Consider the following 26,624-nt stretch of genomic DNA (forward strand, 5'->3'; position numbering starts at 1 on the left):
ATGACGGTCCTCCCGAGCGGTCCCGAACTGTTCGTCGTTCTCCTCTCGTTGCTCTTTCTCCTCCTCCCGGGTGCGTACCTGTACATGATGGTCCGCGAGCGTCGTCCGCTGACGCAACTCGGTCGCCGTTGGCGATAGCGCCCCCCGCGGGGGAAGGGACTTAACCCGTCGCATGAAACGAGAGATAACGAGCGATGCTTCTCATCCTCTGTGTCGACCTCGACGACGACCTCGGCCGAAAGACGGCGTTCGACACGCCCGTCATCGGCCGCGACGCCGTCGAGGAGGCCGCCGTCGAACTCGCCACCGCGGACCCCGAGGACTCGGACGTGAACGTCTGCTTTCAGGGCGTCCATCTCCACGACAGCATCGACGACGAGTCGGTCGAGGTGGCCCTCGTGACCGGGACGGCGAAGGCAGACGTCTCCGCCAACCGAAAGGTCGGCGAGGAGGTCGACACCGTGCTCGCGTCGCTGTCGACCGGCGAGGACGTCAAAGCAATCGTCGTCACCGACGGCGCACAGGACGAGAGCGTTCTCCCGGTCATCCGCTCTCGGGTGCCGATCGACGGCGTCCGGCGCGTCGTTGTCAGGCAGGCACAGGACCTCGAATCGATGTACTACACGTTCAAGCAGGTGCTCGCTGATCCAGAGACCCGGGGGACGATTCTCATTCCGCTCGGAATTCTGCTGTTGATCTATCCGATCTCGATCCTCGCGGAGGTGATCGGCCTCCCTGGGTCGTCCCTCGGCGTCATCTCCGCGCTCTTGGGGCTGTACGTCCTCTTCCGTGGGCTCGGACTGGAGGACACGATCGACGACACGCTCGAACGAATTCGCGTGGGGCTCTTTTCGGGGCGCGTCCAGCTCATCACGTACGTCGTCGCGGCCGCGCTCGTCATCGTCGGAGTCGTCGGCGGCGTCGAGGCGACCGAGGCGCTCACCGAGGTCGACGGCGAACCGACGCAGGCCGCCGCGGCGTTCGTCTACGGGGCCGTCCAGTGGGCCGCCGCGGCCGGGGTCGTCGCCGCGCTCGGTCGGATCACGGACGAGTACCTCGCCGGCGGGTTCGAGTGGCGCTACCTCAACGCACCCTTTTACGTCGTTTCGATCGCGATCGTTCTCCACGGGATGAGCGCCTTCTTCGCCGCGCTCCCGTTCGCGGAGCTGTCGTATCTCGCCCTGACGTTGACGACCGGGACGTTTCTCGGCCTGGCGAGTACGCTCGCCTTCGCGGTCGCCGAACAGCGCTATCCGAGGAATCGCGACAGGGAGCTCACCGGCTGACGTTAGACGATCGCCATTCCCGAGACGCCCGAGAGCCCGATCGACCGGTGCCGCCAACCGTCTCCCACGTCGGCGAGGAAGACGCCAGCCTCCGTGACGGCGTAGGTCCCATCGCCGCCGTACGCAACGTCGACGACCGCTCCGTCGACCGGCAGGTCGACTGCTGTCCACTCGCCGTCGTCCGACCGCTCGTACAGCGTCTCCCGCGTCGCCGCGTGCGCGCGCTCGCCGTCGCTCGAAACGCACCTAAACGCGCCGTCGAGCGCGCGTACCCAGCCGTTCGCGAGGGCGTACAACCCGTCGCCAGTCGCCGCGAGCGGCGTCCCGCTGCCCGACACGTCGCGTACGTCGTCGAGCCCGACGTGCGTTCCGTCCAGCCGATAGACGCCCGACACCGCGGCGACCATCCCATCGTCGATCGCTCGAACCCCGTCGATCTCCGCCACCGTCCCCCAGCCTCCGTCGTAGCGTGCGACTCGCTCCCCGCCCGACGCGACGAGCCCGTCGCGGTAGCCGACGGCCGTCGCGGCTCCGAAGTCGGTTCCGTAGAACCCATCGTCGGTGCCGATGAACACGTCCTCGGGCGTCCCGATCGCGAGATGACCGCCGTCGGCGGCGACCGCGGTCGTGTCGCCGCGACGGTCGAGCGAGAACTCTCCCACGATATCATCGGAGACGGCGACCCGGGCGAGCCCGATCGCCGAGGCGACGAACGCGGCCGTCGCCCCGTCGCCCCCGGCATACACCCGCTTTTCAGTGAGACTGATGTCCTCGTCGCTCATGTGTCTCCTTGGTCAGCCCACGCCGAAAGTATTTATATCCGATCCGCCTTCGAGAGGGCGCACTCGAACGTGCGTTCGCCCCACGCGAGCCCGTCCCGGCAGTCGGTGAACGCCGCGCCGACGAGCAGTCCGTCCTCGTAGCCGAACAGTCCGAGCGTGTCCGAATCGAACAGGACGATCGCGTAGGGTAGCTCCCCGGAAACGCTGTAGAGGTCGAGGTCGGCTTCGGCGGCCGCCGCTTCGAATCGCTCGTAGTTGGACTGCAGTCGGGCTATCGCGTCGGCTTCGGTGACGATCGTCGCGGTCTGCTCGCCCGCCTCGACGTTCGCGTGAACGTCGGCGAGGAACCGGGGCATCCCCGAGGGCGAGAGCACCCGGAGGTGACCGGCCCCATCGCCGAGTTCCGTCAGCCGATCCAACGGCCGCTCGGGCGCGTGTCGCCCCGGAACGGCGATCCGCCCGTGCTCGATCAGCGTCGGCGGGAGCTGTCGGTCGTCCGGAAGGGTCTCTATGAGCCGCCGGCCGGCGTCGAGACGACCGAGCCGCGCGATGTAGTCGTCGTGACGCTGCCAGGCGAGTCGACCGAACCCGGTCAGCGCGTACCGTTCGTCCTCCTCGGTGACAAGCCCGGTCTCCTGAAGACGCTGGAGCGCTTTGTAGATCGTCGAACGCGACACGTCCAGCTCGCTCCGAAGGTCGCGCTGGTCGCGTGGCGCGTCCGCCAACAGCTCCAACAGCGGCGCACGCTTGCGGAGGATCTCGGCGACGGCACCAACGTCGGTTTGGCGATCCTCGAGTTGGATCATTTCCTGGCGGTTTGTGCCGCCGGCATCCTGAACGTTTCGCTATTCGAGATCTATCCGAGGGGTCGAACGAGGCTCACCTCGATGAACGATGATGCGGCACGTAACGTGAAGTATGTTCCAGTGGTCTCTGCAGATGCGAACCGCTGACGGTTCTGCCCTCCACCCTCCACGGTGTTCCGCTCGCAGCGGATCGCTTGTCGGAACCCCTTTTGCGTTCGCCGCTAAGCGTCAGACATGGATGTATTCGGATCGAGCGGGGTCCGCGGCGTCGTCGGCGACGGGCTGACGGTTCCGTTTGTCGGGCAGGTCGCGGCCGCCGCCGGGCGGGTTCTCGACGCCGGGACGATCGCCGTCGCGCGTGACACGCGCGCGACTGGCCCCATGCTCGCGGACATCGCGGCCGGAAATTTGGCTTCGGTCGGCGTCTCCGTCGATCGACTCGGCGTCGTTCCCACGCCTGGCGCGCAGGCGTACGCCGAACGCGCCGGCGTGCCGGTCGTGATGATCACCGCCAGCCACAATCCCCCGGAGTACAACGGCGTCAAACTGATCGGGAGCGACGGGATCGAACTGTCCGAACGGACGCTGGAACGCATCGAGGACGAACTCTCCGGTCCGGACGCCGCCTCGGTCGGATTCGCCGAGGTGGGCGCGAGTCGGCGGGTCGAGAGTGCACCGGACGCGTACGTCCGCGAACTCCTCCAACGCCTCGACGCGGAGGGTCGACGCGATCGGATCGCCGAGGCAGACCTCACCGTCGCGCTTGATCCCGGCCACGGCGCCGGCTGTCTCACGAGCCCGCAGTTCTTCCGCAAGCTCGGCTGCCGGGTGGTGACGGTCAACGCCCAGCCCGACGGCCACTTCCCCGGTCGCGACCCCGAGCCGATCGCCGACAACCTCGCCGATCTCCGGCGGCTCACTCGTGTGACGGACGCAGATCTCGGTATCGCCCACGACGGCGATGCCGACCGCGCGATCTTCGTCGACGAGAACGGCACTCACATCGGCGGCGAGGCGTCTTTCGCCGCGCTTGCGGCCGCCGAACTCGACGCCGACGACACCGTCGTCTCGGCGGTCAACGTCTCACAGCGAATCGTCGATATCGCCGACGAAGCGGGGGCCGCCCTCGAACTGACGCCGATCGGGAGCACGTACCTCATCACGCGGATCCGCGAGCTGCGCAACGAGGGGATGACGGTCCCGATCGCGGGTGAGGGCAACGGCGGAATCCTCTTTCCCGAGTATCGGATCGCCCGCGACGGAGCGTACACCGCGGCGCAGTTTCTCGACCTCCTCGTCGATCGACCGGCCAGCGAGGTCGCCGCGGCGTACGACGGCTACGTCAACGTCCGTCGCAATCTCACGTTCGCCGACTCAGACGAGCGGGACGCGATGCTGGAAGCGGCCGAGACCCACGCCCGCGCGGCCGACGCCGAGCTGACGACCATCGACGGCTACCGCCTCGATTACGGCGACGCGTGGGTGCTCGTCCGGCCGAGCGGGACGGAACCGCTCATCCGGCTGTACGCCGAGGCGCGGGACGAAGCGAGAGCCAAGACGCTCCTCGAGGAGATGTACGAGGCGACGGTGCAGGACCGAGCGCGGACGTAGCGTGCTTCGAGCGGTTCAGTCCGAGCGTTCGTCGAGAGCGGATTCGAGCGTTTCGAGCGTCTCGCGAGCGCGTTCGACCTCGTCTTCGATCTCGCCGCGTTCGAGCCGCGCTCGCTGATCGTCGGTGAGTTCCGCGTCGGCGTGTGCGGCCCGACGTATCCGTTCGTACCCGTCCTCGCGCGTTAGCGCCCGTATCTCGCGAAGCGTCGCGGCCGCCTCGTCTCCGAGCCTGCCGACGATCCCGACCAGTTCGTCGATCCGGAACCGAAGCCGTTCGGCCGTCTCCGGCGGCCACTCGATCCGGAGTGGGTCGGCCGACAGTCGCTCGAGATACGTCCGGTTCGTCGCGACGCGTCGTTTCAACAGGTCGGCGTCGCCGACGTAGTGGGTGAGCTTCGATGGCGAGTACCCCGCGTACTCGAGCAGTTCGTCGACCGGATACGCACCCGCGTCCCGACTTCGAACGTACTCGAGGAGTTCGTCGGGTGGCGTCTCGTACTCGACGAACGGCGTGTGCGCGGCCCGATCGACGAATCCGAGGAGCGCCTCGGCGCTCGCGTCGCGCCGGAACCGCTCGAACGCCTCGTCGACGAGGTCGTTGTACGCCGCGATCGGCTGGCGGCACCGGTCGATCGGCGCGTCGAGGTCCGCGTCGCCCAGTTCTACCAGCCGTTCGAGCGTCGCGATTTGCTCACAAAGCGCGCGTCGTTGCTCCTCAGCGCGTCGTTTCGCCGCTCGGCGGTCTTCCTTCGCCGACTCCAAGTCCGCCCGGAGTTCCGCGCACCGTCTTGCCGGCGCGAGCGCCGCCCGTGCAGCGTCGAAGTTTCCCGCGTCGAGGGACTTCGAGACGCCGCCGGTCTTGACGTGCTCGTCGGCCTCGACGAACGCCTCCCGTTCGGGCACGTCGTCGGGGATCGATTCGAGCGTCTCCGCCAGATCGTTTCGGAACTTGACGTACCCCTCGAAGTCGTCCCAATCCGTCGCCCGCTCCTCCCAGCGATCGAGCACCGTCTCGACCGATCGGTACGCGTCGGCGACCGTCTCCAATTCGTCCGGGTCGAGCCCCGATTCAGACCGCTCCGACCGGAGCCGCTCGACGCGTTCTGCGGTGGCTCGGAGCTCGTTCGTGGCGGCCGTGGCCTCCGGTATCACATCGGGGTCGTCCATCGTCGGATCACTCGTACACGTCGTCCGGATCGAACACCCGATCGCCGACGACCTCGCCGTCGAGGGTCCGGTAGAAACAGCTCTCGTAGCCGGTGTGACACGCCCCGCCCTCCTGGTCGACGAGATAGAGGATCGCGTCGCCGTCGCAGTCGACGCGGATCTCCTCGATCCGCTGGACGTGGCCACTGGAGCCGCCCTTGTGCCAGAGTTCATCGCGGCTCCGCGAGTAGTAGTGCGCCTCGCCTGTCTCGCGGCTTCGTTCGATCGCCTCCCTCGTGACGTAGGCCAACATCAACACACCGCCGGTCTCGACGTCTTGGGCGATCGCCGGTAACAGCTTGTTTTCGTCGAAGGCGAGATCCACGCTCATTGTCGGACAGTCGGCGCTCGCTCGAATAGGCCTTTTCGTTGGGCCGTCGAAAGGGTTCGTCGCGTCGTCGGGGACCGTACTTCTGTCGTGACTCCGGCCGACGCGCGTCTGACGAACGCTTATGTACGTGGAATCACGAATTGTGATAACCATGGGCAACAAGAACAAGACGATCTCCTTTCGGGTCAACGAGGAAGCGTTCGAGACCCTTCGGGAGATCGCAGAGGAGCGCGACATCTCCCTCTCGGCCGTGTTCCGCGACTACGTGGACACCCTCGTTGCTCACGACGGGCAGGTCCGAGTCGTCCCCGAACACGAGCTCAAGGCCGGTAGCGCCTCCGAGACCGCCTCCGCGGCCGAAAGCTTCCCGCCGAAAGTCGAGGTTCCAAAGAGCTTCGTCCGCGAACACGAGCGGCTCGAACTGGAGGCCGAACACCTCCGCGAACAGCTCGACGAGTACAAGCAGTACGTGACGCGGCTCAGCCAGCAGGTCGAAGAACAGGAGGCCGAGGACGTCATCCAACTCGAGGATCTCGACGGCGACGAGGGCGAAGAGGAGCCCTTCAGACTCGGCTAGCGACGCCGATCACCGCGAGAGTTCCCGTCTCCGTTGCCCGATCCGCCCGCCCGCTTCTTTGCGCCCGTCGACGTCCGCCAGCCGCTCGGCCGCTTCCAACGTCCGGACGGAATCGTCCAGAAACGAGAGCACGTCGCCCGGATACGCATACAGCATGTAGTCCGCGCCCATCACGTCGACGATGGCCTCGGGGCCGAGCCCTTGCGCTCTGAGTTCGAGGAGATAGGCGACGAACTTCCGCTCGGGACAGCCACAGTGGGGATGGCCCTGGCAGTCGCAATCGAGGAAGTCCTCGGCGAACTCGAGGACGCGATCGCGAGAGGCCTCGTCGAGTTTCGCGACCCCGTCGCCCGAAAAGAGGATGTCGAGCGTCGCCCCGGAGAACGCACTCTTCGGGAAGCTCGTCTCCAACTGCGAGGCGAGTTGGCGGTGATTTTTGACGTAGATCTTGTCCGTGATCGCCACGACCGTGGGTAGTCGGTGACGATTGAAAAACCCACGGACGGCGTGTGCGCCTTCCTTGCACGCGCCCGGAAAAGACGAAACGTATATACGCCAGACTCGGCTTACATTAAACTGCGTGTCCGGGTTGGGGTAGTGGCATCCTACAGCCTTGTGGTGGCTGTGAGGCGGATTCGATTTCCGCACCCGGACTTTATTAATTCCCAACCAAATATTATCAACCCCTGGTTGGGACTGGATTTAAATCGCATCCCGGTCGATCAATCGTATGCCTACCTGCCCTACCTGTGGTCGGCCCTTCGATTCCAAACGCGGGGTTCGAGTCCACCACAGTAGCGTTCACGATGAGCGACTTCCTAATCGAGTTTGTGGGGCCTGTGAATCCGAATTTTACAGCGAACACGAAAAGAAATACTGTTCTTCGGGATGCCGTGAATCGGCGGTTTCCTTCGAAGGTGAAAACAATCCGAACTACCGGGGTGGGAAGCAATCAACCCACTGTGAGTTATGCAGGGCCGCGTTCGAATATTGGCCGTCAGAGAAACCGGGATTATACTGTCCACGATGTGTCGAAGAACGGGAGTGGAGACACGTACGCGATATTCGCGGTCAAAAGAACCCACGATGGAACGGTGGGAAAGTCACCGTTGAGTGCGATACGTGTGACAGTGAGATGGCTCGACACCCCAATCAACTCCGATCGGAACACGTCTTCTGCAGCGACGACTGCCAGTACGAGTGGCTCTCGGAGACGTTCACCGGGGAGGGACACCCGAACTGGAAGGGCGGATCGACGCCGAACTACGGCCGGGGCTGGCACCGCGTCAGGAGGCTGGCACTCGAACGGGACGGTCACGCGTGTGTGGTCTGTGGGGTGACGAAGGCCGAACTGGGTCGCAATCCCGACGTTCACCACATCGTCCCGGTTCGCGCGTTCGTCGAGACGCCGGTGGCGACCGAGTCCGACGCCCACTACCTCGAAAACGTCGCCTGTCTCTGCCCGACCTGTCACCGAAAGGCCGAGTTCGGACACATCGAACGGGCCGATCTGTCCGCCGCGACGGCGTGAATGCCGAGTCCCTTTTTAGCTTGGCAGGCCTGCTGTAGAACATGAACGCGGCCCTGTTGACCGTCGGCGACGAACTTCTCGCGGGGGATACGGCGAACACGAACGCGACGTGGATCGGTGCCCGACTCGCCGAACGTGGCGTGACGGTGAAACGCGTGCTAACCGTTCCCGACGAGACGGCGGTGATCGCCGAGGCGACGCGGCGATACAGCGACCGGTTCGACGCCGTCATCGTGACCGGCGGCCTCGGCGGGACGCCCGACGACATCACGATGGACGGCGTCGCGGCGGCGTTCGACCGCGACCTCGTCGAGAACGACCTCGCCCGCGCGGACGTCGAGCGCCACCTCGAAGCGATCGCGGACAAATACCCCGAGCTGAACATCGACGTTTCGGCGGAGGCGGCGCTCCCCGAAGGTGCGCGCCCACTGCTCAATCGGGCCGGGCTGTCGCCCGGGTGCGTCCTCGAAAACGTCTACGTCCTGCCGGGGATCCCCTCCGAGATGGAGCGGATGTTCGAGGACGTCGCCGAGGAGTTCGACGGCGACGTCGATTCGCGCTTTCTCTACACCCAAGAGCCGGAGGCGAACCTCATCGAGCGACTCGACGAGGTACAGGAGCAGTTCGGCGTCCGCGTCGGCTGCTACCCGGATCGAGAGGCGGGCCACAACCGCTTGAAGGTCAGCGGGACGGATACCGAGTCGCTCGCCGACGCGGCGGCGTGGCTGGAGGAGCGGGTCGCGCTCTCGAACGAGGGGTAAATCCAAGACGCCGGGCCGCGTTGTCGGTCGTATGTCCGAGACGTCGCAGCCGGTGATCAAACGCCGCGAATCGATCGAGTACCACACCGTCGAGGCCGGAGCGGGACTTCGGAAGGGCGTCCTCATCGGTCCGGACGACGGCGCGCCGAACCTGGCGATCCGTCGATTCGAACTGGAGCCGGGCGCGTCGGTGCCGAGACACACCAACGAGATCGAGCACGAACAGTACGTTCTCGAAGGCGAGTACACCGTCGGTATCGACGGGGAGGAACACACCGTCTCCACGGGCGACGCGCTCCACATCCCGGCGGGCGCGGTCCACTGGTATCGGAACGACGGCGATTCGCCGGGGGCGTTTCTCTGTGCGGTGCCCAACGGCGACGACGCGATCGAAGTGCTCGAGTGAACCGCGGTTCGACGCCCCGCTACTGAGCCCCGGCGTCCGGGGCGAACGCCGCCGATTCGAAATTCGAACTTTGATTACGAATTCCGTATTCTTTCGCCGGGCTTATTACGATGTACGGACTTCGGTCGAACAATGCCAGACGAGGACCGCACTATTTTGCTCATCGGCAGCGGACCGATCCAGATCGGACAGGCGGCGGAGTTCGACTACTCGGGCGCGCAGGCGTGCCGAGCGCTCAGAGAGGAGGGCGCTCGGGTCGTTCTCGTCAACTCGAACCCGGCGACGATCATGACCGATCCGGAGATGGCCGACAAGGTGTACGTCGAGCCGATCACGACCGAGGCCATCGCCGAGGTCATCCGCACGGAGGAACCCGACGGCGTCATCGCCGGGCTCGGTGGCCAGACCGGGCTGAACGTCACCGCCGAACTCGCCGAGGAGGGCGTTCTGGAGGAGTACGGCGTCGAGATCATGGGGACGCCGCTCGATACGATCTACGCGACGGAGGACCGCGATCTGTTCCGCGAGCGCATGAAGAAGATCGGCGAGCCGGTCTGTCGCTCCGAGACGATCTCCTCGATGGATCAGATCGAGGACGCCGTCGAGGCCGTCGGCGGGCTGCCGGTCATCGCTCGCACCGCCTACACGCTCGGCGGGTCCGGTTCCGGCGTCGTCGACGATATGGACGAACTCCGCGAGATCGCCCGCAAGGGCTTTCAGCTCTCCCGCAACCACGAGGTCCAGATCACCGAGTCGATCGCGGGCTGGGTCGAACTCGAGTACGAGGTGATGCGGGACGCAGACGACTCGTGTATCATCATCTGCAACATGGAGAACATCGATCCGATGGGGATCCACACCGGCGAGTCGACCGTCGTCACGCCCTCGCAGATCATCCCCGACGAGGCCCACCAAGAGATGCGCGACTCGGCGCTGAAAGTCATCCGGGAACTCGGGATCGAGGGCGGCTGTAACATCCAACACGCGTGGCGCGACGACGGCACGCCATCCGGCGAGTACCGCGTCGTCGAGGTCAACCCCCGCGTCTCGCGGTCCTCCGCGCTCGCCTCGAAGGCGACCGGCTACCCGATCGCCCGCGTGACGGCGAAGGTCGCGCTGGGCAAACGACTCCACGAGATCGACAACGAGATCACGGGCGAGACGACCGCCGCGTTCGAGCCGGCGATCGACTACGTGGTCACGAAGGTTCCGCGGTGGCCGAAGGACAAGTTCTCCGACGTCGAGTTCGAACTCGGCCCGGCGATGAAATCGACCGGCGAGGCGATGTCGATCGGCCGGACCTTCGAGGAGTCGCTGTTGAAGGCGCTCCGGTCCTCCGAGTACGACCCCGCGGTCGATTGGACCGAGGTGGCTGACGACGAACTCGAAGCGGCGTACCTCGAACGCCCGACGCCGGATCGCCCCTACGCGATCCTCGAGGCGTTCGACCGCGGCTACACCGTCGACGAAATCCACGACCTGACGGGGATCTACGAGTGGTATCTCGAACGGTTCGGCCGAATCGCCGAAGCGGCAGACGCCGCCCGCAACGGCGAGTTCGGGCCCGCGGCCGACGCCGGATTCACCAACCAGGAGATCGCCGCCATCGCCGGCGGCGAGTTCAACGACACCCACGCCTCTTGGCTCCCCGCGTCGGTTGCCGGGGGGGACACCGAGGACGGCCGTCCCGTCGAGACCGACGGTGCCGGAACGACCGTCGACGGCGTCGAAACAGCCACTCATCCCCGGACGTACAAGCAGGTCGACACCTGTGCCGGCGAGTTCCGCGCCTCGACCCCGTACTACTACTCCGCCCGCGAGCCGCCGACGGGACGCGGGGCGAGCGAGGTCCAGGTCGACCGCGACGTCGAGTCGGTCGTCGTGGTCGGCGGCGGTCCGATCCGGATCGGCCAGGGCGTCGAGTTCGACTACTGTGCGGTCCACGCCGTGCGCGCCCTGCGCGAGATCGGAATCGACGCTCACGTCGTCAACAACAACCCTGAAACGGTGTCGACGGACTACGACACCTCCGACGGCCTGTTCTTCGAGCCGATCACCGCCGAGGAGGTCGCCGACATCGTCGAGGAGACCGGCGCTGATGGCGTGATGGTCCAGTTCGGCGGGCAGACCTCGGTCAACGTCGGCGAACCGCTCAACGCGGAACTCGATCGCCGCGGATTGGACTGTGAGATCCTCGGGACCTCCGTTGAGGCGATGGACCTCGCCGAGGACCGCGACCGCTTCAACGTCCTCATGGACGAACTCGGAATCAGTCAGCCCGAGGGCGGCACCGCGACGAGCAAGGCGGAGGCGCTCGACCTCGCCCACGACATCGGCTACCCCGTCCTCGTCCGACCGTCGTACGTCCTCGGTGGCCGCGCGATGGACGTCGTCTACTCCGACGACGAACTCGAGGAGTACATCGAGGAGGCGGTCCGCGTCGCCCCCGACAAACCGATCCTCGTCGACGACTTCCTCGCCGACGCCGTCGAACTCGACGTCGACGCGGTCGCCGACGGCGAGGACGTGCTGATCGGCGGCATCATGGAACACGTCGAGGCGGCTGGTGTCCACTCCGGCGACTCCGCGTGTATGATCCCGCCGCGCTCGCTCTCCCAGGAGGTTCTCGAACGCGTCCGCGAGGTCACGCTCGACATCGCCCGCGCGCTCGAGACTGAAGGGCTGTTGAACGTCCAGTTGGCCGTCCGCGACGGCGAGGTGTACGTTCTGGAGGCCAACCCCCGCTCCTCGCGAACCGTTCCGTTCGTCTCGAAAGCGACGGGCGTGCCGATCGCGAAGCTCGCGGCGAAGGTTATGGCCGGCAACTCGCTCGCGGAGCTCCAGACCCACGAGCAGATCCCCGAACACGTCTCGGTCAAGGAGGTCGTCCTGCCGTTCGACCGACTGCCGGGATCGGACCCGCGGCTCGGCCCCGAGATGAAATCGACCGGCGAGGTGATGGGGACCGCCCGATCGTTCGGCAAGGCGTACCTGAAAGCGCAATCGGCGACCGGCAAGGGGATTCCGACGGAAGGTACGGCGATCGTCGATCTCGACACCCTGCGCGGTATGTCACAGAAGAACGAGGACATCTCCGACGTGTGGGAGGGCGCGGTGCGTCACTTCGACGTCCGCGCACCCGAGGAGTTCGGCGATCTCACCGGGGCGCTCCGCGACGGTGAGGTCGACGCTATCTTCTCTCGTGACCGCGATGTCCTCGAAGTCGCCGTCGAGGAGGGGATCACCTATTTCTCGACCGTCCCGAGCTCGCGCGCGACGCTCGAAGCGCTCGAAACGGTCGACGAGCCCCTCGACGTGATGGCGCTGTCGGAGCGGCCGACAGAGCGCTGTGACTGGGGCCAGTAGGGACGCCGACCGCGTTCGCGACTTTCGAGCCGCCATTTTGTACCGTCGGATCAAACGCATCGCCAGGTCGGGAGCGCCGTCGTCGGTGATCCCCACGACCGTCTCGGCTCCGTCCCCGTAGGGTTTAGTTCATCGGCGCTGACCCCCGTACATGGACATCCAAACGGTGTTTCCGGAGATCGAAGCCATAGAGGATGATGCGCTCCGCTCGAGCGTCGCGGCGGCGTGGGCGACCGCTGCGGAAGACAACGGGATCGACATCGCGGATCTCGAAGCGGTGCCGTGGTTTCCGCCGGCCCAACGCGAGCTCGGGATCGCCGACGACGACGTGTTGCTCGTCGAACACGTTCGGGACGTGACCGCGTGTGCTGTCGGCCTCGCGGAATCGCTCACCGATCGGCGCTACGTCCCCAATATCGACATGGACGTGATCGTCGCCGGGGCGCTCGTCCACGACGTCTCGAAACTCTACGAGTTTGATGGGATGGAGCGGACCGAGATCGGGCGACTACTCGGTCATCCGCATTTCGGCGTGTTGGTGACAGCCCGCGCCGACCTGCCGGTCGAGATGGCGCACATCGTGCTCTCGCACACGCCCCGAACGAACGTCGAGCCCGCGACGCTGGAAGCCGAACTCGTCCGTCGGGCCGACGAGGCGTCGGAGACGGCGATCAAAGCGAACGTGCTCACGGACCTTCGAGACGCATGAGAGACGATGATTCGTCGAGCGGGGGGCTCGACGAACGACGGATCAAACTCGTCTGCTACGGATTGATCGTTTCGGGGCTCGGAACGCTCCTCGCGGCCACGGTCGTGTCCCGTCCACAACTGGCTGCTGCGCTCGGTCTCGGCGCGTTGGCGGTCGCCGCCCTCGTCTTCGAGCGAACGCGAGACGACGCGATGGGCGCCTCGATCGGGCTGTCGATCGGGGCGGCCGCCGCGCTGCTGTGGCCGACGCTCGGCGATGGCGGCTTCTACTTTCTCGGATCGATGTTGACCACTGCCGGCGCAGTCAACGCCGTGTTGCTCCCGCGCTTTTATCGACTGGGCCAGCAGTTCGGCGCCGGCAGTCGTCCACCTAAATGAGACGTGAGGTACTTTCAAGAGCCGTCGTAGCGAAGGGCTCGGGAGAGGGATGAATATCGCAGATATCGCCACCGAGGAGTTCATTCAGGTGGACACCGACGAGCGGCTTGGCAAGGTTCGATCCATCTTCGAACGAGAGAACCCGAAGGGCATCGTAGTCACCGAAGGCGGTGCGTACGCCGGAATTCTCACCGAACGGCAGCTGATCCAGTCACACATCGCCGATGACGCGAAGGTGAACGTCCTCGCTCGAAACAACGTCCCCCGAGTGGAACGAGAGGCCAACATCCGCGATGTCGCTCGAATGCTCGTAGAGGGCGGCACGAAGGTTGCCCCCGTCTTCGAGGACGGCGATCTGTGGGGGATCGTCACCGAGGACGAGATCCTCGACGCGGTTCTCGACAATCTCGACGTCCTCACCGTCGAGCAGATCTACACCGACAGCGTCGTCACCCTCGAAGAAGACGACCGACTCGGCAAGGTAATCAACTACCTGCGAGAGAACGACATTTCGCGCCTGCCGGTGGTCAACGAGAACGGCCGGCTGAGCGGGATGGTGACGACCCACGACATCGCCGAGTTCGCCGTCCGAACGATGGAGCGCCAGCACAAGGGCGACCGCTCCGGAGACACGGATCGGATGCTCGATCTGCCCGTCTACGATCTTATGAACAGCCCCGTCGAGACGATCGGCCGGGAGGAGACGGTTTCAGCCGCCGTCGAGCGGATGTTCGACCACAATTACGCCGGCCTCGTCGTCACGCCCGACGACGACGAAACGATAGTAGCGGGCATCCTCACGAAGACCGACGTGCTCAGGGCGCTCACCTACACCGAGGAGGAGAACATGGACGTCCAGATCACAAACATCGACCTCCTCGAGACGATCTCCCGCGAGGACATACAGGAGGCCATCACGGACGTGGCGGACAAGTACCAGGCCATGCAGGTCCATCATGCCCACGTCCGGCTCACCGAACACAAAGAGCGGCTCCGCGGGACGCCACTGGTCTACTGTCAGATCCGCCTCCGAACGAACCACGGGCAGGTCGCCGGCTCCGGCGAGGGGTACGGCGCGGAGACCGCCTTCCACGTCGCGCTCGACAAACTCGAACGGAACGTCCTCGAACTGAAGGGGATCCGCGCGGACGAGCAGTACGAGGGACAGCTACTCAGAAAGCTCAACGAGTTGTGAGGAATCGGTCACGTACTCAGCCGTCTTGTTTTCGCGTTCGAACGCGATCGATCAGTCGTCCTCGGTCAACTGCTCGATGATGCCCGCCGGCATCCGCTCGCGCATCTCCTCGGGGATCGCATCGGGCGTCGTCGGTGGAGTTGCAGGGTCCGGATCGAAGGCGGGGCCGAAGAGCCGCAACGCCGTGTGGATCGTCGACCAGTCGTCCTTTTCGGCTGCGTCGCGGAGGCTCTGGGTGGGGGCCGACAGGAGCTGTCCCACGAGGGCGTCGGCCATCGATTCGAGGATCTCGCGCTCGGCCTCCGAGACGCCGTCGTCCGATTCGCCCTCTAACCGTGCGATCGCGGTCCGGAGCTCGCGGGCTTTGATCCGTTCGGCTCCCTCGTACATCGCGCCGATGACCTGGTCGGCGCGCTTTCGTTTGTACTGACTCAGGAGGTGCTTGAGCTCGTCGTCGATCATCGATTCGACGGCTTCGGCGGCCGCCTGCCGCTTCAGCTTCGTCTCGTCGGTGACGGTTTCGATCGTATCGAGGTCGTACACCGAGACGTGCGGCAGTGACTCCGCGTCGGGCTCGACGTCCCTCGGCTGGGCGATGTCGATGACGCACGTCTCCCCGGCGGTTTCGAGCGCGTCCGCCTCGACGACGTGCTCGGGGCTTGCGGTCGCCGAGACGACGATGTCGGCCTCGGCAGCGGCGACAGGGAGTGCGTCCAGCCTGACCGTCGAGGTTTCCGTGTCGAGCTGCCTTGCGAGATATTCGGCGCTCGACCGGGTCCGGTTCGCGATGATGAGTCTGGTGACCGGCTCATCGAGTACCTTCGCCGCGAGCGTCGCCATCTCCCCAGCTCCGACGACCAGCGCGGTCGCCTCGTCCAGCCCGTGTCGTGACTCGGCGAACCGTACCGCCGCCGAGCCGAGTGAGAGCGTCCCCTCGTTGATCGCCGTCTCGCTCCGCGCTCGCTCGCCGACGTGGAGCGCTTTCAACAGCGCGTCGTCCAGCGTCGGCCCAATCGCCCCGAGGCCGCGCGCGGTCTCGTAGGCGTCGCGGATCTGTCCGATGATCTGGTCTTCGCCCAACACGAGCGACTCGAGGCCGCAAGCGACCGACATGAGGTGTCTGAGGCTCGCCTCGTGATCGAGCGTTCTGGCGACGGTCGGATCGACGCCGTCGAGATACGTCGCGAGCGCGTCCCGTCCGGCCGCCGCGGTCTCGGCGACGACGTACGCCTCCGCGCGGTTGCACGTCTGGAGGACGAACGCCTCCGTAACGCCGGCTTGATCGTACAGCGCGCGGACGGCTTCCGCCGTCGAGTCGGCGGCGACGGTTTCGATCTGTTCGACACGCGCGTCGCTGTGTGAAACGCTAACGCCGGTAACGACTTCGGTTTCTGGTCCCTTGGTCACGACTTCTCACCCAACGCCGAATCGACGACGGCGTCTACTATCTGCCGAGGGTTAGACGCACCCGTACCTAAATCCTTCCAAACCCGTGACGATTGCACGACCGTCCGGACGGCGCGGCGGCGGCGGGCGGGATCGACGCCGCGGGCTTTCAACTCCTCGCGCACGTCCGCCGTTAGCTCGGCGAGTTCGCCCGCACCGTCGATTTCGCTCTGGATGCGCCGTCGAAGCTCCTTCGCGAGCGCGGGCGACGAACCGCCCGTCGAGATGGCCACGGACACGTCGCCGTCCCGCACCGTCGCCGGGACGACGACGCCGCCGGGGCCGCGCTCCTCGGAGTGATCGGCGCGGTTTATCAACGCTCCGCGCTCGCGAGCCTCGCGCTCGACGGCCGCGTTCACCGACGCGTCGTCCGTGGCGGCGACGGCGAGCACCGGCTCGGTTCGCTCGAACCACGCCGCGACGCCGTCGTCGTCGGGTGCCGCGCGCACGAGGTCCGCGTCGCCGTAGTCGTCCGCGGCGAACTCGGGGCTCACGACGACGACCGCGGCCTCGCGCGCGAACCGTCTGGCCTTCCGCGCGCCAACCGGCCCGCCGCCGAACACCAACACCGTCTCGTCCGTGAAGTCGTGGTACAGCGGAATCATCTTTCACCAAGCAGGAAATCCCGCCGCTTGCGGCGGGGAGGACTGCGACACTTGACTGTCTGTCCAACTACTGCGTTCTGTCGGTGTCGAGGCACTCTGCCCCTTCCAACAGCAATCCTTTCCACGTGTAGCCCCGCTCGTCTTTCAGTTCGGTTAGCCATTCGTGCTGTTCTTCGCTGACCTGTAGACGCACATCTTTGGGCATGCATATTTGTTATCTTCTGTGCGTTTTATGTGCTTCGGTTCCGTAGGAGTAGGGGGGACCGCCACCGCCACGAAAACGCTCGAAGCCACGCTCACGCCACCGACGGCGCACAAAGAGCGTCGGCTTCAGCGGACCGTGGCGACGTACCGCCACGCTCTCTCGGAGTCCTTCGACTCCGGCGCGGACACGCAGTCGGCGGTCAACGATGTCGTCACCGGCTACAACCTCACGTCCTACGCGAAGGACGCGCTCAAGAACTACATCCCGCAACTCCACCGGACATACAACGCCGAGGAGTTGGACGAGGACCACCCCGTTCGATTCACGAACCGAGGGTGGCGTCTCGACCACTCCGAGGATCGAGAACACGAGTTCTGTTGGCGCGTTCCGCAGGCCGGGCGTGGCAACGCGTTCTGGATTCCGCTCCGCATCAACCCCGCACAACGCGAGTTGTGGGACGACCTGCGCGACGGCGGCGTGTCGGTCGGCGAGTTCCGACTGACCGAGAACCGCACCAACTGGGTACTCCACGTCACCGTTGAGTACGAGGTCGCGGAGCCAGAGGAGTCGAACGACCTGACGCCGGTCGGCCTCGACATCGGTGAATCCAAACTCCTGACGGGCTGTGCCTGTCGGGACGGTACTCCGACCCAACCGATGCTGTTCGACGGCGGACGCGCCCGGCACCTCCGCAAAGAGATGTTCACGACCCTCCGCCGTCTCCAACAGCGAGACGCTGAGTGGCGCGTGGACGAACGATTCGACCAGAACGCTTTGACGGATATCGTGGAGAAGGCGTCCCGAGATGCCGTTGAGTACGCTCGGTCCTTCGAGAATCCGGTTATCGTCCTCGAAGATTTGTCGTACATCCGTGAACATCTCAACTACGGCAAGCGGCTGAACCGACGCCTCCACAACTGGGCGTTCGCGCGCCTCACCGGACGCATCGAAGATAAGGCTCGTGACGCTGGGATTCCGGTGCGATTCGTGAATCCGGCGTACACCAGTCAGACGTGTCACGCCTGCGGCCACCTCGGTTCGCGGTCGTCGCAAGCCGAGTTCCGATGCACGAACGCGGAGTGTTGGGTTTCGGAGTACCAAGCAGACATCAACGCGGCGGCCAACATCGCCGGCCACCTCAACCCGCGGGGAGAGAGCCTGTCGCTGAAACCGACGGGCGATGACTCGCCTCGTGACGGGAGTGCTTGTGAGAGCACCACAGGACACCGCGAGCAGAGTCGGCAATCCCGACAGACGACGCTCGGGGACTTCAGTTCTGAAACCTCCGACGACGAGGCTTCCCTTGTAGGAAGCCCCGCCCTCTAGCGCGGGCGAGGATGTCACTCGTGCGTGTTGGCGTCGGCTCGCTCGTCGAGTCGGATCCCCGTCTTCTTCAGAATCCGCGTCGAGAACAGCGAGTCCCAGTCGTCATCGCCGACGTCCCAGTGCTCGTCCATCTTCGCTTTGACCCGCCCGATCCGTCGGTCGCTCTCGGCCTCGCTCCGACCGTGCGTCATCGCGAAGAAGTTGTACGGCCAGACGCCCTCGTGTCGGGGGCGCTCGTAGCAGTGTGTGACGAACTCCAAGCCGGCGACTTCGGGGCCGACGGCCCCGAGGAGGTCGTCGGGAACGTTCCAGACGGTCATCCCGTTCTCTGTGTAGCCGAGCGCGTAATGGTTCGGGACGACGCCGACGCGACGGACCTTGCCCTCCGCGTCGAACCGCTTTATCATTTCGACGACCCACTCGGTTTCGACGCCGAGCGCCTCGGCCACGTCGGCGTACGGCGTTTCGGTCACCGGCAGGCCACCCTGTATCTCGACGACGAGATCGCGCTCCTCGGGCGTCAGCGTGCCGCGGTCGGCCGGTTCGACTTCGGGGCCGAGTTCGGAGCAGTCGACGTCGCCCTCGGGAATCGGCCCGTCGAGCAGGAACTTCGCCTCGACGCGGAACTCCTGTCGTTTCGGCAGGTTGTACGTCTCCTGGCCGGTTTCGGCTTCGATCTCTTCCAGGACGCGATCGATGGCCCCGGCCTCGGCGACCGAGACGACGAACCACATGTTGAGATAGGGGTGTTCGCGCTCGTAGTTGTGGGCGACCTCGCGGTGGGCGTTCACCGCCTCCGCGATCTCCTCGAAGCGGTCCTCGGGCGCGTGCATGGCGACGAGCGTCGCGGCACCGCCGATCTCGGCGGCGTTTATCAGCGCGCCGAAGCGCGTCAGCACGCCGTCGTCGTCGAGGGTTTGGATCCGTCCGAGCAGTTCGTTCGCGGTGATCTCCACGCCGCGCGCTCGAAGGGCCGCCGCGGCCGGTTCGAAGGGGTGCTCGACGACCGGAAAGCCTCCCTGATAGGCGTTGATGATCGCGCGGTCGATGCGGTCCAACCGGGCGGGTTCGCTCATTGTCGACAAAAGGGGCGTCTCCGAAATAAGCCCCTCGCTCGGTCCCACGCGGACGAACATCTTCGAGTCGCCGCCGAGAGACACTGCGCGTGACGCTCCGCCTGACGAAGCTATTTACCGGTAGCAACCCTAAACGAGTTCGAAGATGGAGCTTTTGCACACCGCCGTCGTTCCGGAGCACGCGCGCGAGATCAAACGCGAGGCGCGGGCGTTCGCCGCCGAACACATCGCGCCCAACGCCGCCGACCACTACGAGTCCGGCGAGTACCCCTGGAAGGTCCTCGAAGCCGGGATGGACGCCGGGCTCGTCGCCCAAGACATCGGCGAGGAGTACGGCGGACGCGGGCTCGACCTCCACCAGATCCTCGCGCTCGCCGAAGAGTTCTACCGCGCCGACGCGGGGATCGCGCTCACGCTCCAGCTCGCGAGCTTCGGGACGGCGATCGTCGAGGAGTACGGCGACGACGAACAGAAAGAGACCTACCTCCGACCAGTCGCAGAGAACGAGCAGATCTCCGGACTCGCCGTCTCGGAGCCCGACACCGGCTCCGATCTCGCGGGGATGGAGACGACCGCCGAGAAAGAGGGCGACGAGTGGGTGCTGAACGGCGAGAAGTACTGGATCGGCAACGGCGTCGAGGCCGACTGGATCACCCTCTACGCGAAGACCGGCGACGACCCGGACGACCGATACGGTAACTTCTCGATGTTCATCGTCCCGACCGATATCGACGGCTACGACGCCGAGCATATCCCCGAGAAGATGGGCTTTCGCGCCTCCAAACAGGCGCACATCGAGTTCAACGACGCGCGGATCCCCGAGGAGAACCTCATCGGCGTTGAGGGGGCCGGCTTCTACATGGTCGCGGAGTTCTTCAACCACGGCCGGATCATCGTCGGCGGCCACGGCCTCGGCCTCGCCGCCGCGGCGATAGAGGAGGCCGCCGACTTCGTCCACGGTCGATCGGCGTTCGGTCGCCAGGTGAACGAGTTTCAGGCGGTCCAACACGACCTCGCGGACATGGTCACCGAGTTTCAGGCCGCCCGGACGCTCAACTGGCAGGCGGCCGACCGCGTCCTCGACAACGACAACGCGGGCCACTGGGCCGCGATGGCAAAAGTCAAATCGACCGAAACCGCGATGGAGTGCGCCGAACGGGGGATGCAACTACACGGCGGCCGGTCCGTCCTCGCCGAGAACCGCATCGCTCGCGTCTACCGGGATGTGCGCGTGCCGGTGATCTACGAGGGCGCGAACGAGATCCAGCGGAACCTGATCTACGGGCAGGCGCAGTGGTAGCCCCTCGCCGTCACTCTCTAGTTCGCTCTCATTCCTCGCTCGCGACGCTGTAGCGAACGGCGTCGCGAGGCTCGCCGTTGACGACGAGCGAGTTTCCGATTCGTCTCTCCTTCTGGCCACCGAAGCGCTCGATCTACGCTGAGATGGCCTGCCGGGCGTTGTCGTTCGCCGGATCGTGTTGAGCGACGACGACGGCGAGATCGAGCCGATCGAACGCGAGCTCGAAGAATCAGGCTGCCCGATCCCCCGAACATCACCGCCCCCACAGCGGCTTTCGGAGCCAGATCCCCATGATCCCGATCCGGCGATCCCGATCGACCGCGAGGTTCGAAGGCCCCGCCAACTCCTCGGCGTACTCGCCGTTTCTCGGCCGCAGGACGTAGGTCGCGTCCTCACCGGAATCGAAGGCGTCGCTACAGCGCTCGACCCACTCGAACGCCGCCTCGGGGATGTCGTAGGGGTCCCACCGGATGTGCCTCGTGAGCTCCTCGATGTCGGGCGCATCGGCGCGGCCGTGTTCGTACAGCTCCCAGGGATCGAACTCGTCGACGTGGAGTCGTTCGTACCGAAACCGCATGCTTCGCATCTCGGTCGGAAACAGGGACGTACCGAGTCGAGCGCGTTCGGAGCTAAAAGCTTTTGCCGGGCCCTCGAGTCGCCGATTCAGCGCGATTCGATGAGTCCGTACGTGGATTCGAGGTGGTCGATGATCCAATCGACGGTCGAGGGGTCGTAGGTCCAAAAGCCGTAGAACGCTCTGGACTCTCGCTCTTCTGCCAGGAGGGCGCACTTGTTCACGTCGATGCCCGCGCCGTCGTAAGCGACGAACCAGGTGCGTTCGATCTCGTCGCTCCGTTCGACGTGGATCGTGAGGTCGGTGTCGTGATCGGGTACGTCAGCGTCGGGCGCGGCGTAGGCGTGGACGTCGAGGCCGCTTTTTCCAGCCAACTGTTCGTAGATATCCATCTGCTCAGCGATGATCGAAAGCTTCTGAAAGCCCGAGTGGATGGAGCCCTTTCCGATGCGCCAGGCGCGGTCCTCGATCTCTCGGGAGGCGGCGACCATCTGATCGATGTCGTAGGAGGTGAACATCGTCTCGTCGAGGTGATCGAGGATCGGACGGTATGCGTCCCCATCGAAGGCCGGATCGGTCGTTTGGGGTTCGGCGGTCGGATCGATGTCGGCGTTGGAATCGAGGATCGTCTCGATCGCGGCGGCGGTGACGAACTCGTCCCCGTCGGCGAGGACCGCGAACGCCTCCGGCTTACCGCTCGGTGTGTGTTCTCCGAAGACGGAGAGATTTCGGTCGTGAAACTGCTCGCGGAGGGTCGCGATCGTCTCCTTGTCGGCGTTGAAGACCGTCAACGTCTTCTCGTGGTCTTCGACCCCCGCGATGAGCTCGATGAGAGACATTCGCTTCAGTCGGGGCTATGACATTGTGGGTAATAAGCCTGTGGCCTCCGTCGGATCGTGGCATATGGATAAACAAAGTACGAGTTTGTTCCGGTTTTCCCGCGGCCCAACACAATCGCTCGCGACAACGGGTTTTTTCCTCCGCGCATACGATGTCCCGCGTATGCGCGCCGCAATCTACCGCGGTCCCCGAGAGATCGCGATCGAGGACGTTCCGCGTCCCGCGATCGAAGCGCCGACAGACGCCATCGTTCGCGTCACCCACACCGCAGTCTGCGGCTCGGACCTGTGGTTCTACCGCGGCGATAGCGACCGGGAAGACGGCTCCCCCGTCGGCCACGAACCGATGGGAATCGTCGAGGCCGTGGGCGACGACGTTCGCTCCGTCGAGCCCGGCGATCGGGTGTTCGCGCCCTTTTTGATCAGCTGTGGCTACTGTGAGTTCTGCCGGAAGGGGCTCCACACGTCCTGTGTGAACGGCGATTCGTGGGGCGGCGACAACGGCGGCGGTCAGGGCGAGTACGTCCGCGCGAGACACGCCGACGGGACGCTCGTTCGGGTGCCGGAGCGCCACGCCGACGACGAGGATACGCTTCGGTCGCTGCTCCCGCTGACCGACGTGATGGGGACCGGCCACCACGCCGCGGTGAGCGCCGGCGTCGATACCGGGTCGACCTGCGTCGTCGTCGGCGACGGGGCGGTCGGCCTCTGTGGCGTCCTCGCGGCCCGCAGGCTGGGTGCCGAACGGATCGTTGCGGTCGGCCACCACGAGAATCGGCTCGACCTCGCTGCCGAGTTCGGCGCGACCGAGACGATCAACGCTCGGGGCGAGGAGGCGATCGAGCGGGCGAAAGAGACCACTTACGGCGGCCCGAACCACGTCCTCGAGTGCGTCGGCGCGGCATCGGCGATGAACGCCGCCATTGAGATCTGCCGCGACGGCGGCACCGTCGGCTACGTCGGGGTTCCGCACGGCGTCACATCGGAGGGACTCGACGTGTTCGGGCTGTTCGGCGGGAACGTCGCGCTCGACGGTGGCGTCGCGCCGGTTCGAGCCTACGCCGAAGAGCTGATGGCGGACGTGTTGGCCGGCACGCTCGATCCGAGTCCGATCTTCACGAAGACCGTCGATCTCGACGGCGTCCCCGAGGGGTATCGGGCGATGGACGAACGGGAGGCGATCAAAGTGCTCGTCAGACCGCACGGCAGCGAGTGACCCTGACCGCGAGTCGCCGAAACCCGCCGAGTGCATCGTGATTAATACACCTATATCATAATTAATGCATGCCAATGTGTAGCAAATGCTTTTATTATGCGCGTCCAAACTTTCGATAACGCGCCTACGGGCGCAGTGATATCCAATGACAGACGAACTCATCTGGCGAATCGCGGGTGGTTCCGGCGACGGAATCGACTCGACGAGCCAGAACTTCGCGAAAGCGTTGATGCGATCGGGGCTCGACGTATTCACGCACCGACACTATCCGTCGCGCATCCGCGGCGGCCACACCTACGTCGAGGTGCGCGCCGCCTCTGAACCGGTGAAATCCCGGGGCGACGGCTACAACTTCCTGTTGGCCCTCGGCGACTCGTTCGCCAGAAATCCGCAGGAAGAGGCCATCTACGGCAACGAGGAACTCAAGCCAATCGTCGAGAACCTCGACGAACTCCGCGAGGGCGGCATCATCATCTACGACGAGGGGCTCATCGACATCGAGGAGGTCCCCGAGTTCGAGGCGCGCGTCGAGGAGAACGACTGGCACGTCTACCCGCTCGATCTCCGGAGCCTCGCCCGTGAGAAGGGCCGCGAGGTCATGCGGAACACCGCCGGCGTCGGCGCGACCGCCGCGCTCCTCGATTACGATCTCGACCACATCGAGGATCTGATGGCCGACGCGATGTCCGGCGAGATCCTGGAGACAAACCTCGACATTCTTCAGATCGCCTACGACGAGGTCAAAGCGAAAGAGTTCACCCACGACCTCCGAATGCCGACGGGTGAACACGAGGAGGAGCAGGTGCTGCTCTCGGGCAGCAACGCTATCGCCTTCGGTGCGCTCGATTCGGGCTGTCGGTTCATCGCCGGCTACCCGATGACGCCGTGGACCGAGGTGTACACGCTCATGAGCCAGTACCTTCCCGAGGTCGGCGGTATCTCCGAGCAGGTCGAAGACGAGATTGCCGCGGCGGCGCTCGCCCTCGGCGCGTCGCACGCCGGCGTCAAGGCGATGTCGGGCAGCAGTGGCGGCGGGTTCGCCCTGATGAGCGAACCGCTCGGCCTCGCAGAGATGACCGAGACACCGGTCGTCCTCATCGAGGCGACCCGCGCCGGTCCCTCGACCGGGATGCCGACGAAGCCCGAACAGAGCGACCTCGAACACGTCCTGTACACGAGCCAGGGCGACTCCTGTCGGGTCGTCTTCGCGCCCGGGAACGTCGAGGAGGCCTACGAGCAGACTCGTGCGGCCTTCGAGATCGCCTACGATTATCAGCTCCCGGCGATCGTGTTGTACGATCAGAAGATCGGCGGCGAGCTCAGAAACGTCGACGAATCCTTCTTCGACCGCGAGCCCGATCCGGGCCTCGGCGCGACGCTCACCGAGGAGGAGATCGCCGAGGCGGCCCACCACGCCTCCGGAAAGTTCAGCCGCTTCCAGCACGACCCCGGCAACGAGCGCGGCGTCTCGCCGCGATCGATCCCCGGTCAGAAGGGCGGTCGCTTCCTCGCGACCGGCAACGAGCACAACGAACAGGGTCACATCAGCGAGGACCCCGACAACCGCGCCGCCCAACTCGAACGGCGGATCGGCAAACTCGACTCCATCCGCGGCGATCTCGACGCCAAGGAGTCGAGCAACCAGACGTACCGCGGTCCGGAGGACGCCGACTACGGCATCATCACGTTCGGCAGCCAACAAGGCACCGTCGAAGAGGCCGTCGATCGGCTCAACGACGAGGGCCACAGCGTCCGGTCGATGGGCGTCTCCGATCTGATGCCGCTGGCCGAGGAGGAGCTGACGGAGTTCCTCTCCTCGGTCGATGAGGCGCTCGTCGTCGAGATGACCGCGAGCGCGCAGTTCCGCGGCCTCATCCAGAAGGAGCTCGGTCGGTTCGGCCCGAAGATGCACAGCCTTCTGAAATACAACGGCAACCCGTTCGAACCCGGCGAGATCGTCGACGGGTTCGAAGCGATAATCGGGGGCGACGACCCCGCGCCGACGACGACGTTCGTCCCCGCGGCAGGTGACTAATCCATGAGTGCGTTCAACGCGATCGGAGAGAAACGGGAGGTACAGCGCGAGGACTTCACGCCCGGCATCGAGCCGCAGGCGACGTGGTGTCCGGGATGCGGCGACTTCAGCGTCCTCAAGGCGCTGAAGGGCGCGATGACCGAACTCGGGAAGAACCCCGACGAGGTGCTGTTGGCGACCGGCATCGGCTGTTCGGGCAAGCTGAACAGCTACTTCGAGAGCTATGGTTTCCACACGCTGCACGGCCGGTCGCTCCCGGTCGCCCGGGCGGCGAAGCTCGCCAACCCCGACCTCGAGGTCGTCGCCGCGGGCGGCGACGGCGACGGCTACGGGATCGGCGGCAACCACTTCACCCACACGGCCCGGGAGAACCACGACATGACCTACATCGTGTTCAACAACGAGATCTTCGGGCTGACGAAGGGCCAGACCTCACCGACGAGTCCGAAGGGGCACAAATCGAAGACGCAGCCCCACGGCTCGGCAAAGGATCCCGTCCGGCCGCTGTCGCTGTCGCTCACCTCGGGGGCGTCCTACGTCGCCCGCACGGCCGCTGTCAACCCGAACCAGGCCCAAGAGATCCTCGTCGAGGCGATCGAGCACGACGGGTTCTCCCACGTCGACTTCCTCACGCAGTGTCCGACCTGGAACAAGGACGCCAAACAGTACGTCCCCTACATCGACGTGCAGGAGAACGACGAGTACGACTTCGACATCACGGACCGCCGCGAGGCCGCCGAGATGATGTTCGAGACGGAAACGGCGCTCCACGAGGGGAAGGTGCTGACCGGTCGGTACTACCAGGACGCTGACCGCCCGTCGTACGGACAAGAAAAGCGCGCTGTCGGCGAGATGCCCGAAGTGCCGCTGGCCGAGCGCTACCACGACGACAGCTACGAGTGGGAGCGCAGCTACGACATGCTGGATCCCCATAAATAATCCGCACGGCGTCGCGACATTTCATACGACTTTTTAGGCGAGTTACCTGCCGAGAGTACGAGAAACACTCGATAATACTGTTTCTGAGGGACGCGTCCAAACGGGGTAAGCCGAACGGA

At 65.4% G+C, this 26,624-nt stretch carries 27 protein-coding genes; 16 read left to right on the forward strand and 11 right to left on the reverse strand.

Features of this window, described 5'->3' with window-relative positions:
• Window positions 1-138, forward strand: coding sequence for a hypothetical protein (locus tag DM868_RS15080; protein ID WP_170964451.1), 138 nt, complete (start codon window positions 1-3; stop codon window positions 136-138).
• 56 nt (window positions 139-194) lie between these two features.
• Window positions 195-1,286 (forward strand): DUF373 family protein, encoded by a 1,092-nt coding sequence (locus tag DM868_RS07715; RefSeq protein WP_137276282.1) that lies wholly within the window; start codon window positions 195-197, stop codon window positions 1,284-1,286.
• Between the two features lie 2 nt (window positions 1,287-1,288).
• On the opposite strand, the gene DM868_RS07720 is transcribed toward DM868_RS07715, so the two are convergent.
• Entirely contained in the window at window positions 1,289-2,068 is a 780-nt protein-coding gene (locus DM868_RS07720; RefSeq protein ID WP_137276283.1) for an HVO_0234 family beta-propeller protein, read from the reverse strand.
• A gap of 32 nt (window positions 2,069-2,100) precedes the next feature.
• Window positions 2,101-2,874, reverse strand: a complete 774-nt coding sequence (locus tag DM868_RS07725) for a helix-turn-helix transcriptional regulator (protein ID WP_137276284.1) — start codon at window positions 2,872-2,874, stop codon at window positions 2,101-2,103.
• A 234-nt stretch (window positions 2,875-3,108) separates the two neighbouring features.
• On the opposite strand from DM868_RS07725, the gene glmM reads away from it, so the two are divergent.
• Window positions 3,109-4,485, forward strand: a complete 1,377-nt coding sequence (gene glmM, locus DM868_RS07730; protein WP_137276285.1) for a phosphoglucosamine mutase — start codon at window positions 3,109-3,111, stop codon at window positions 4,483-4,485.
• A gap of 15 nt (window positions 4,486-4,500) precedes the next feature.
• Here the strand turns inward: glmM and DM868_RS07735 are convergent, their stop codons facing one another.
• Window positions 4,501-5,652, reverse strand: a complete 1,152-nt coding sequence (locus DM868_RS07735) for a DUF7118 family protein (protein ID WP_137276286.1) — start codon at window positions 5,650-5,652, stop codon at window positions 4,501-4,503.
• Window positions 5,653-5,659: 7 nt separating this feature from the next.
• Complete coding sequence (gene hisI / locus DM868_RS07740) at window positions 5,660-6,022, reverse strand: phosphoribosyl-AMP cyclohydrolase (protein ID WP_137276287.1); 363 nt, start codon at window positions 6,020-6,022, stop codon at window positions 5,660-5,662.
• A gap of 151 nt (window positions 6,023-6,173) precedes the next feature.
• On the opposite strand from hisI, the gene DM868_RS07745 reads away from it, so the two are divergent.
• On the forward strand, window positions 6,174-6,599 hold the full coding sequence (locus DM868_RS07745) for a ribbon-helix-helix protein, CopG family (protein WP_137276288.1): 426 nt from the start codon (window positions 6,174-6,176) through the stop codon (window positions 6,597-6,599).
• Between the two features lie 9 nt (window positions 6,600-6,608).
• Here the strand turns inward: DM868_RS07745 and DM868_RS07750 are convergent, their stop codons facing one another.
• Complete coding sequence (locus DM868_RS07750; RefSeq protein WP_137276289.1) at window positions 6,609-7,064, reverse strand: DUF5814 domain-containing protein; 456 nt, start codon at window positions 7,062-7,064, stop codon at window positions 6,609-6,611.
• A gap of 670 nt (window positions 7,065-7,734) precedes the next feature.
• Between DM868_RS07750 and DM868_RS15470 the strand changes: the two genes are divergently transcribed.
• The 7 genes from DM868_RS15470 (at window position 7,735) to DM868_RS07785 (ending at window position 14,944) form a co-directional block, all read left to right on the forward strand.
• Window positions 7,735-8,130 (forward strand): HNH endonuclease, encoded by a 396-nt coding sequence (locus DM868_RS15470; RefSeq protein WP_246049034.1) that lies wholly within the window; start codon window positions 7,735-7,737, stop codon window positions 8,128-8,130.
• A 41-nt stretch (window positions 8,131-8,171) separates the two neighbouring features.
• The gene (locus DM868_RS07760; protein WP_137276291.1) at window positions 8,172-8,891 is read left to right on the forward strand and encodes a competence/damage-inducible protein A; all 720 of its coding nucleotides are present in this window, start codon (window positions 8,172-8,174) and stop codon (window positions 8,889-8,891) included.
• A gap of 31 nt (window positions 8,892-8,922) precedes the next feature.
• On the forward strand, window positions 8,923-9,297 hold the full coding sequence (locus DM868_RS07765) for a cupin domain-containing protein (protein WP_137276292.1): 375 nt from the start codon (window positions 8,923-8,925) through the stop codon (window positions 9,295-9,297).
• A gap of 132 nt (window positions 9,298-9,429) precedes the next feature.
• A complete protein-coding gene (gene carB / locus DM868_RS07770) occupies window positions 9,430-12,663 on the forward strand; it encodes a carbamoyl-phosphate synthase large subunit (protein ID WP_137276293.1) in 3,234 nt (1,077 codons plus the stop codon).
• 151 nt (window positions 12,664-12,814) lie between these two features.
• The gene (locus tag DM868_RS07775) at window positions 12,815-13,372 is read left to right on the forward strand and encodes an HD domain-containing protein (protein ID WP_137276294.1); all 558 of its coding nucleotides are present in this window, start codon (window positions 12,815-12,817) and stop codon (window positions 13,370-13,372) included.
• Window positions 13,369-13,749, forward strand: coding sequence for a hypothetical protein (locus DM868_RS07780; protein ID WP_137276295.1), 381 nt, complete (start codon window positions 13,369-13,371; stop codon window positions 13,747-13,749). The genes DM868_RS07775 and DM868_RS07780 overlap by 4 nt, the downstream gene beginning before the upstream one ends.
• Window positions 13,750-13,798: 49 nt before the next feature.
• The gene (locus DM868_RS07785; RefSeq protein WP_137276296.1) at window positions 13,799-14,944 is read left to right on the forward strand and encodes a CBS domain-containing protein; all 1,146 of its coding nucleotides are present in this window, start codon (window positions 13,799-13,801) and stop codon (window positions 14,942-14,944) included.
• Between the two features lie 51 nt (window positions 14,945-14,995).
• On the opposite strand, the gene hemA is transcribed toward DM868_RS07785, so the two are convergent.
• The 3 genes from hemA to DM868_RS15085 form a co-directional block, all read right to left on the reverse strand.
• Window positions 14,996-16,351 (reverse strand): glutamyl-tRNA reductase, encoded by a 1,356-nt coding sequence (gene hemA, locus DM868_RS07790; RefSeq protein ID WP_137276297.1) that lies wholly within the window; start codon window positions 16,349-16,351, stop codon window positions 14,996-14,998.
• Complete coding sequence (locus DM868_RS07795) at window positions 16,348-16,995, reverse strand: precorrin-2 dehydrogenase/sirohydrochlorin ferrochelatase family protein (protein ID WP_137276298.1); 648 nt, start codon at window positions 16,993-16,995, stop codon at window positions 16,348-16,350. Before DM868_RS07795 ends, hemA begins: the two co-directional genes overlap by 4 nt.
• Window positions 16,996-17,062: 67 nt before the next feature.
• A complete protein-coding gene (locus tag DM868_RS15085) occupies window positions 17,063-17,200 on the reverse strand; it encodes a hypothetical protein (protein WP_170964452.1) in 138 nt (45 codons plus the stop codon).
• 27 nt (window positions 17,201-17,227) lie between these two features.
• On the opposite strand from DM868_RS15085, the gene DM868_RS07800 reads away from it, so the two are divergent.
• The gene (locus DM868_RS07800; RefSeq protein WP_137276411.1) at window positions 17,228-18,526 is read left to right on the forward strand and encodes an RNA-guided endonuclease TnpB family protein; all 1,299 of its coding nucleotides are present in this window, start codon (window positions 17,228-17,230) and stop codon (window positions 18,524-18,526) included.
• 14 nt (window positions 18,527-18,540) lie between these two features.
• Here DM868_RS07800 and ahbB read toward each other — a convergent pair whose 3' ends face one another.
• The gene (gene ahbB / locus DM868_RS07805) at window positions 18,541-19,602 is read right to left on the reverse strand and encodes a siroheme decarboxylase subunit beta (RefSeq protein WP_137276299.1); all 1,062 of its coding nucleotides are present in this window, start codon (window positions 19,600-19,602) and stop codon (window positions 18,541-18,543) included.
• 145 nt (window positions 19,603-19,747) lie between these two features.
• Here ahbB and DM868_RS07810 point away from each other — a divergent pair, with 145 nt between their 5' ends.
• A complete protein-coding gene (locus DM868_RS07810) occupies window positions 19,748-20,902 on the forward strand; it encodes an acyl-CoA dehydrogenase family protein (protein ID WP_137276300.1) in 1,155 nt (384 codons plus the stop codon).
• 253 nt (window positions 20,903-21,155) lie between these two features.
• On the opposite strand, the gene DM868_RS15340 is transcribed toward DM868_RS07810, so the two are convergent.
• The gene (locus DM868_RS15340; protein ID WP_222845497.1) at window positions 21,156-21,479 is read right to left on the reverse strand and encodes a hypothetical protein; all 324 of its coding nucleotides are present in this window, start codon (window positions 21,477-21,479) and stop codon (window positions 21,156-21,158) included.
• 86 nt (window positions 21,480-21,565) lie between these two features.
• Entirely contained in the window at window positions 21,566-22,315 is a 750-nt protein-coding gene (locus tag DM868_RS07820; protein WP_137276301.1) for a DICT sensory domain-containing protein, read from the reverse strand.
• Window positions 22,316-22,478: 163 nt separating this feature from the next.
• On the opposite strand from DM868_RS07820, the gene DM868_RS07825 reads away from it, so the two are divergent.
• The 3 genes from DM868_RS07825 (at window position 22,479) to DM868_RS07835 (ending at window position 26,505) form a co-directional block, all read left to right on the forward strand.
• Window positions 22,479-23,531: a zinc-dependent alcohol dehydrogenase family protein gene (locus DM868_RS07825; RefSeq protein ID WP_137276302.1), complete on the forward strand. Its 1,053-nt coding sequence runs from the start codon at window positions 22,479-22,481 to the stop codon at window positions 23,529-23,531.
• 145 nt (window positions 23,532-23,676) lie between these two features.
• Window positions 23,677-25,566: a 2-oxoacid:acceptor oxidoreductase subunit alpha gene (locus tag DM868_RS07830; RefSeq protein WP_137276303.1), complete on the forward strand. Its 1,890-nt coding sequence runs from the start codon at window positions 23,677-23,679 to the stop codon at window positions 25,564-25,566.
• Between the two features lie 3 nt (window positions 25,567-25,569).
• Complete coding sequence (locus DM868_RS07835; protein WP_137276304.1) at window positions 25,570-26,505, forward strand: thiamine pyrophosphate-dependent enzyme; 936 nt, start codon at window positions 25,570-25,572, stop codon at window positions 26,503-26,505.
• Window positions 26,506-26,624: the final 119 nt, after the last annotated feature.

Source organism: Natronomonas salsuginis (assembly GCF_005239135.1).
In the GTDB taxonomy this organism is placed as follows: domain Archaea; phylum Halobacteriota; class Halobacteria; order Halobacteriales; family Haloarculaceae; genus Natronomonas; species Natronomonas salsuginis.

What these genes read in the sequence shown, in the direction of transcription:
- DM868_RS15080 (WP_170964451.1), top strand. Translation starts at nt 1, where the DNA reads ATGACGGTCCTCCCGAGCGGTCCCGAACTGTTCGTCGTTCTCCTCTCG.
- DM868_RS07715 (WP_137276282.1), top strand. Translation starts at nt 195, where the DNA reads ATGCTTCTCATCCTCTGTGTCGACCTCGACGACGACCTCGGCCGAAAG.
- DM868_RS07720 (WP_137276283.1), bottom strand. Translation starts at nt 2,068, where the DNA reads ATGAGCGACGAGGACATCAGTCTCACTGAAAAGCGGGTGTATGCCGGG.
- DM868_RS07725 (WP_137276284.1), bottom strand. Translation starts at nt 2,874, where the DNA reads ATGATCCAACTCGAGGATCGCCAAACCGACGTTGGTGCCGTCGCCGAG.
- glmM (WP_137276285.1), top strand. Translation starts at nt 3,109, where the DNA reads ATGGATGTATTCGGATCGAGCGGGGTCCGCGGCGTCGTCGGCGACGGG.
- DM868_RS07735 (WP_137276286.1), bottom strand. Translation starts at nt 5,652, where the DNA reads ATGGACGACCCCGATGTGATACCGGAGGCCACGGCCGCCACGAACGAG.
- hisI (WP_137276287.1), bottom strand. Translation starts at nt 6,022, where the DNA reads ATGAGCGTGGATCTCGCCTTCGACGAAAACAAGCTGTTACCGGCGATC.
- DM868_RS07745 (WP_137276288.1), top strand. Translation starts at nt 6,174, where the DNA reads ATGGGCAACAAGAACAAGACGATCTCCTTTCGGGTCAACGAGGAAGCG.
- DM868_RS15470 (WP_246049034.1), top strand. Translation starts at nt 7,735, where the DNA reads ATGGCTCGACACCCCAATCAACTCCGATCGGAACACGTCTTCTGCAGC.
- DM868_RS07760 (WP_137276291.1), top strand. Translation starts at nt 8,172, where the DNA reads ATGAACGCGGCCCTGTTGACCGTCGGCGACGAACTTCTCGCGGGGGAT.
- DM868_RS07765 (WP_137276292.1), top strand. Translation starts at nt 8,923, where the DNA reads ATGTCCGAGACGTCGCAGCCGGTGATCAAACGCCGCGAATCGATCGAG.
- carB (WP_137276293.1), top strand. Translation starts at nt 9,430, where the DNA reads ATGCCAGACGAGGACCGCACTATTTTGCTCATCGGCAGCGGACCGATC.
- DM868_RS07775 (WP_137276294.1), top strand. Translation starts at nt 12,815, where the DNA reads ATGGACATCCAAACGGTGTTTCCGGAGATCGAAGCCATAGAGGATGAT.
- DM868_RS07780 (WP_137276295.1), top strand. Translation starts at nt 13,369, where the DNA reads ATGAGAGACGATGATTCGTCGAGCGGGGGGCTCGACGAACGACGGATC.
- DM868_RS07785 (WP_137276296.1), top strand. Translation starts at nt 13,799, where the DNA reads ATGAATATCGCAGATATCGCCACCGAGGAGTTCATTCAGGTGGACACC.
- DM868_RS07795 (WP_137276298.1), bottom strand. Translation starts at nt 16,995, where the DNA reads ATGATTCCGCTGTACCACGACTTCACGGACGAGACGGTGTTGGTGTTC.
- DM868_RS15085 (WP_170964452.1), bottom strand. Translation starts at nt 17,200, where the DNA reads ATGCCCAAAGATGTGCGTCTACAGGTCAGCGAAGAACAGCACGAATGG.
- DM868_RS07800 (WP_137276411.1), top strand. Translation starts at nt 17,228, where the DNA reads ATGTGCTTCGGTTCCGTAGGAGTAGGGGGGACCGCCACCGCCACGAAA.
- ahbB (WP_137276299.1), bottom strand. Translation starts at nt 19,602, where the DNA reads ATGAGCGAACCCGCCCGGTTGGACCGCATCGACCGCGCGATCATCAAC.
- DM868_RS07810 (WP_137276300.1), top strand. Translation starts at nt 19,748, where the DNA reads ATGGAGCTTTTGCACACCGCCGTCGTTCCGGAGCACGCGCGCGAGATC.
- DM868_RS15340 (WP_222845497.1), bottom strand. Translation starts at nt 21,479, where the DNA reads ATGCGGTTTCGGTACGAACGACTCCACGTCGACGAGTTCGATCCCTGG.
- DM868_RS07820 (WP_137276301.1), bottom strand. Translation starts at nt 22,315, where the DNA reads ATGTCTCTCATCGAGCTCATCGCGGGGGTCGAAGACCACGAGAAGACG.
- DM868_RS07825 (WP_137276302.1), top strand. Translation starts at nt 22,479, where the DNA reads ATGCGCGCCGCAATCTACCGCGGTCCCCGAGAGATCGCGATCGAGGAC.
- DM868_RS07830 (WP_137276303.1), top strand. Translation starts at nt 23,677, where the DNA reads ATGACAGACGAACTCATCTGGCGAATCGCGGGTGGTTCCGGCGACGGA.
- DM868_RS07835 (WP_137276304.1), top strand. Translation starts at nt 25,570, where the DNA reads ATGAGTGCGTTCAACGCGATCGGAGAGAAACGGGAGGTACAGCGCGAG.